Raw genomic sequence first — 660 nt, 5'->3', positions numbered from 1 at the left:
GGCCGTGCTGTTGCTCGGCGCCGCGACGGCCGCGCCGGTGCCCGTCGCCGTGTTCGATTTCCGCCTCGACGACACCAGCCTCCAGGGGCAGGTGGACGGACCGGCGGCGGCGGAGACGGCGCGGCTCGACCGGCTGCGCCCGCAGCTCTCCGACCTGCTCGCCAAGTCCGGCCGCTACCAGCCCGTGGACATCGCGCCGGTGGAGGCGAAGGCAAAGGCCGCCAACCTGCTCGAATGCGGCGGCTGCGGCGAGGACTATGCCAAGCGGGTGGGCGCGCGGGTCGCGATCATCGGCTGGGTGCAGAAAGTCTCCAACCTGATCCTCAACATCAACGTGCAGATGGTGGACGTCGCCACCGGCCGCGTGATCGGCGGCGGCAGCGTCGACATACGCGGCGACACCGACGAAAGCTGGTCGCGCGGCCTCGCCTATCTCGCGAAGTACCAGATCCTGCAGCCCCGGACCGCGCAATGACCCTGCTGCTGGCCAGCGTCACCGGACCGGACGAGGCCGTCCGTGCGGTCGAGGCCGGCGCCGACATCATCGACCTCAAGGACCCCTCGGCCGGCGCGCTCGGCGCCGTCACCGCGGACCGCGTGCGTGCCACCGTCGCCGCCGTCGCCGGGCGCCGCCCGACCTCGGCCGTCACCGGCGACCTG

Annotated in this window: 2 protein-coding genes; both read left to right on the top strand. The window is 73.0% G+C overall.

Features of this window, described 5'->3' with window-relative positions:
• Positions 1-475 (top strand): DUF3280 domain-containing protein (locus tag B8460_RS19805; protein WP_048863353.1); only part of this gene is annotated, 475 nt, incomplete at its 5' end.
• Positions 472-660 (top strand): (5-formylfuran-3-yl)methyl phosphate synthase (locus B8460_RS19800; protein ID WP_048863352.1); only part of this gene is annotated, 189 nt, incomplete at its 3' end. The genes B8460_RS19805 and B8460_RS19800, both read left to right, overlap by 4 nt.

Origin of the sequence: Acidisphaera rubrifaciens HS-AP3 (assembly GCF_000964365.1) — a bacterium.
In the GTDB taxonomy this organism is placed as follows: domain Bacteria; phylum Pseudomonadota; class Alphaproteobacteria; order Acetobacterales; family Acetobacteraceae; genus Acidisphaera; species Acidisphaera rubrifaciens.
The sequence above is the reverse complement of the archived record's forward strand: the minus strand, read 5'-3'. Positions and strand labels throughout refer to the sequence as shown.